Source organism: Microvirga sp. KLBC 81 (assembly GCF_003075415.1).
Taxonomy (GTDB): domain Bacteria; phylum Pseudomonadota; class Alphaproteobacteria; order Rhizobiales; family Beijerinckiaceae; genus Microvirga.
Map to the genome: position 1 here is coordinate 1 of NZ_QDAH01000184.1, position 3,377 is coordinate 3,377.

Annotated in this window: 3 protein-coding genes; 2 read left to right on the forward strand and 1 reads right to left on the reverse strand. The window is 61.9% G+C overall.

The window, feature by feature from the left end:
- Window positions 1–310: 310 nt before the first annotated feature.
- Both DC522_RS32825 and DC522_RS32830 read left to right on the forward strand, forming a co-directional pair.
- A complete protein-coding gene (locus tag DC522_RS32825) occupies window positions 311–1,585 on the forward strand; it encodes a lytic murein transglycosylase (protein ID WP_116532605.1) in 1,275 nt (424 codons plus the stop codon).
- Window positions 1,586–1,617: 32 nt separating this feature from the next.
- On the forward strand, window positions 1,618–2,637 hold the full coding sequence (locus DC522_RS32830) for a metallophosphoesterase (RefSeq protein ID WP_116532604.1): 1,020 nt from the start codon (window positions 1,618–1,620) through the stop codon (window positions 2,635–2,637).
- Here the strand turns inward: DC522_RS32830 and DC522_RS32835 are convergent.
- Window positions 2,631–3,182, reverse strand: a complete 552-nt coding sequence (locus DC522_RS32835) for a CDP-archaeol synthase (RefSeq protein ID WP_245444737.1) — start codon at window positions 3,180–3,182, stop codon at window positions 2,631–2,633. The genes DC522_RS32830 and DC522_RS32835 overlap by 7 nt on opposite strands.
- Window positions 3,183–3,377: the final 195 nt, after the last annotated feature.

Sequence of the window (3,377 nt, forward strand, 5' to 3'; positions counted from 1 at the left end):
GCCGTTGTCACTCGCGCTCCCGCCGTCAGAGGACCACACGGGCGAGCTCAGTCGGTCGCGATCTGCGTTCTGACACGGCCTCGGTCAGGGATGGTCTTTAATCGCGACCCTGCGAAGGTCGGCTCACCGCGCTGATCCGGGCATTCGGCCGCCTTGTGCCAGGAGCTGACCTTTGGCTAGCATCATGACACGTCTCAGAGAGCGAACGACGTGTTGCAATAGCAAAGCTTCCTAATGCGACTTTAAGGCCATCCAGGCCCTAACCGGATGAATTGAATTCCCGCCAAGATCATCCCGATCTAGGATGCGCATGATGCTCATCCGTTTTATCTGCTGCGTATTCGCAGCCCTGCTTGCCGGAGCCTCCTGCGCCCTTGTGGCGGCGGAGCGCTCGCCTGCGCAGGCGCAGAGTTCAGACACGCGACAGCTGGTTGAGGATCAGTTTCGCGATTGGCTGGCGGCCACTGTCTGGCCTGACGCGCAAAAGCAGGGGATTTCCCGCGAGACGTTCGACCACGCCCTCGTGACCCTCACGCTCGATTGGAGCCTTCCGGAACTGCAGCCCCCCGGCCAAGTACCCCCGCGGGACGATCAGCGGCAAGCCGAGTTCCAGAGCCCCGGTCGCTACTTCTCGGAAGCCCAGCTCACTTCGCTCTCGACAGCCGGTCGAATCCTTTTGGACGAGTGGGCCGCCGTTCTCGACAGGCTGGAGCGGCGCTATGGTGTGCCGCGGGAGATCCTTGTCGCGATCTGGGGCCGCGAGTCGCATTTCGGTCGTGTCAGGCCAAAGCACCAGGCCTTGAGGGTTCTGGCCACGCAAGCCTTCATGGGCCGGCGGCGCACCCTCTACTACCCGGAGCTCCTGGCGGTGCTGCTGATCCTGGATCAGGATCACTGGCCGGAAGAGACCTTGCTGTCCTCCTGGGCTGGGGCCATGGGACAGCCGCAGCTGCTGCCGTCGAAGTTTCTGCGCTATGCCGTTGATGCAGATGGGGACGGACTGCGCGACATCTGGCGCTCGGTGCCGGACAGCCTCGGCTCCATTGCCAATTATCTGCGCGAACACGGCTGGAAACCAAAGCGGGGCTGGGGGATTGAGGTGCACGTTCCGGCGAGCGTCTCCTGCACCCTGGAAGGGCCACGGCAAGGCAAGCCGCTGAGGGAATGGGCACAGCTCGGCCTCACGCGTGCCGATCGCACATCCCTGCTAGGCGAGAACAGCGACGTAACCGCGTTCTTGCTGATGCCGGCCGGTCGCTTGGGACCGGCTTTGCTGGTGTTAGAGAACTTCTACGTGCTTAAGAAATACAACGAGTCCGACCTCTATGCGCTGTTCATCGGCCATCTGGCCGATCGGCTACGCGGCGGCTCCGGCTTTCTGACAGCATGGAGGCCAACCGATCCTATGAAGCGAGGCGATATCTGGACCATGCAGGAGCGCCTGCAGGCCCAAGGTCACGATGTCGGAAAACTTGATGGTCTGATCGGTTTTGCAACCCGCACTGCCACCGGCCAGTGGCAAGCGCGAAACCAGCGCGCGGAGACCTGCTTTCCTGATGCTGCCTTGATCCAAATGATCCGCTAGGCCGCTTTCCTCATGACGCCCTCAGTGTTCGCATGACGGAGCCCCTCATCCCTCACCTGACGAGTGAGCTTGGTCTCACGCCCGACGAGAAAACGGCTCTTGCCAGCCTCGAACCGCGCCTCGGTCGTGCGTACATCGTGCAGCGCCTCAGGCGAGAAGCGGAATATGAGACTCTCGCGCTGCGTGAGCGCACCTATCTCTTCAATCGCGAGCACTGGCTCTCGAATCCAGCCCTGATCCGAAGCGGTCTCCGGCTGCTGGGCTTGCATGAGAGAGCCCGGCGCAATGCCCTTGCGATCGAGGTCCGCCGCCACGAGGTGCAGCTTCCTCATCTGCCGGGTGCCTTCGACGGGTTCGTGCTGCTGCATCTCGCCGATCTGCACTTCGGCATGAATGAGCATTTCGTGGACACGCTCATCAGGCGCATCGAGCCGCTGCGCTATGATCTGTGTGTTCTGACAGGCGATTACCGCGCTCTCACCTATGGCCCCTATCGGACGGCGCTTGAGGGACTGGAGCGTCTGCGAGCAGCGATCAAAGGCCCTGCTTATGCCGTCCTAGGAAACCATGATACGATCCGCATGGTGCCCGCCATGGAGCGCATGGGATACCGGCTCCTGCTGAATGAGGCAACGCGCGTTGCACGCGATGGCGAGGCCATTTACTTCGCCGGTGTCGATGATGGGAACTTCTACCGCATGGACAACATCGACAAGGCTGCGCGCGATATCCCGCCAGGAGCCGTGTCGATCCTGCTATCGCACACCCCCGAGACGTACCATCGGGCGGCCGATGCTACGTTCGATCTAATGCTGTGCGGACATACGCATGGCGGCCAGATCTGCCTGCCGGGCGGCATTCCGATCCGCACCGAGGCTGCCAGCCCCCGCCGCTTTGTCAGAGGCTCATGGCGGTATGGCAGGATGATCGGCTATACCTCGACCGGTGCCGGCACCAGCATCGTCGATGCGCGCCTGAACTGCCCGCCCGAGGTGACCCTGCATCGGCTCCGGCGCAGTCCCGCCCCTCTCCGACGGAGCACTCTTCAGTAGGGACGATCGCGGATCTCCAACCGGAACAGGATCCGGGACAGGACAAGTTCCAGCACGATGAATGCGATGACCAGAACAGCAATATCCCCGCTTGTCAGATCGAGCCGCCTCTTGACTGCCAGAAGAGGCAGCAGGGCCTCGGGGATCTGATCGAGCCCGAACGCCTGGGCATGCGGCGGGAGGTGGAGGCGGCGCTTAATAAAGCTTGAGAGGAGGTCCCCCAGCATGGACATGGCTGCAATCGTAACGCCGATGATCCAGCCCATGTGCAGCAGGGATGCGGCTCCCATTGTGCAAGCAACGGACAGAACGACACCGCGGACGGTTTTGGAGGCTCCGAAGAGAGGTTGGCCGTCAGGTAAGGTGAGCCCGCCATCAAGCGGTGTGCTGAAGCGGCCCTGGAGCAGCTTTTTGGCAAAGATTGGTGTGCCATTGGCGACCCCGAGGAGCACCAAGAGTTGCAAGCTCAGCATCCAGTCGGACATGCCGGCCACCACATCAGAAGGTGTCTCGACGATAAGCAGAAGCAGACGAGATTCGTTCAATACCTACCCATAGGGGCGTACGATGGCCGGACCTCACCTTATCTATTTTGCGGATTGAACCGCACCGGGATTCCCGGAGGCTCCAACTCCTGACAGGATGGAGCCATGACGAAGCGAACCCCCCTTATTCACCAGAGGTCCGCGAGCGGGCGGTCCGGATGGTTTTCGATCACCGCGACGAGCACGCCTCGCAGT

Excerpts from the sequence above, each read along its gene's own strand:
- DC522_RS32825 (WP_116532605.1), top strand. The coding sequence starts at position 311 with ATGATGCTCATCCGTTTTATCTGCTGCGTATTCGCAGCCCTGCTTGCC.
- DC522_RS32830 (WP_116532604.1), top strand. The coding sequence starts at position 1,618 with ATGACGGAGCCCCTCATCCCTCACCTGACGAGTGAGCTTGGTCTCACG.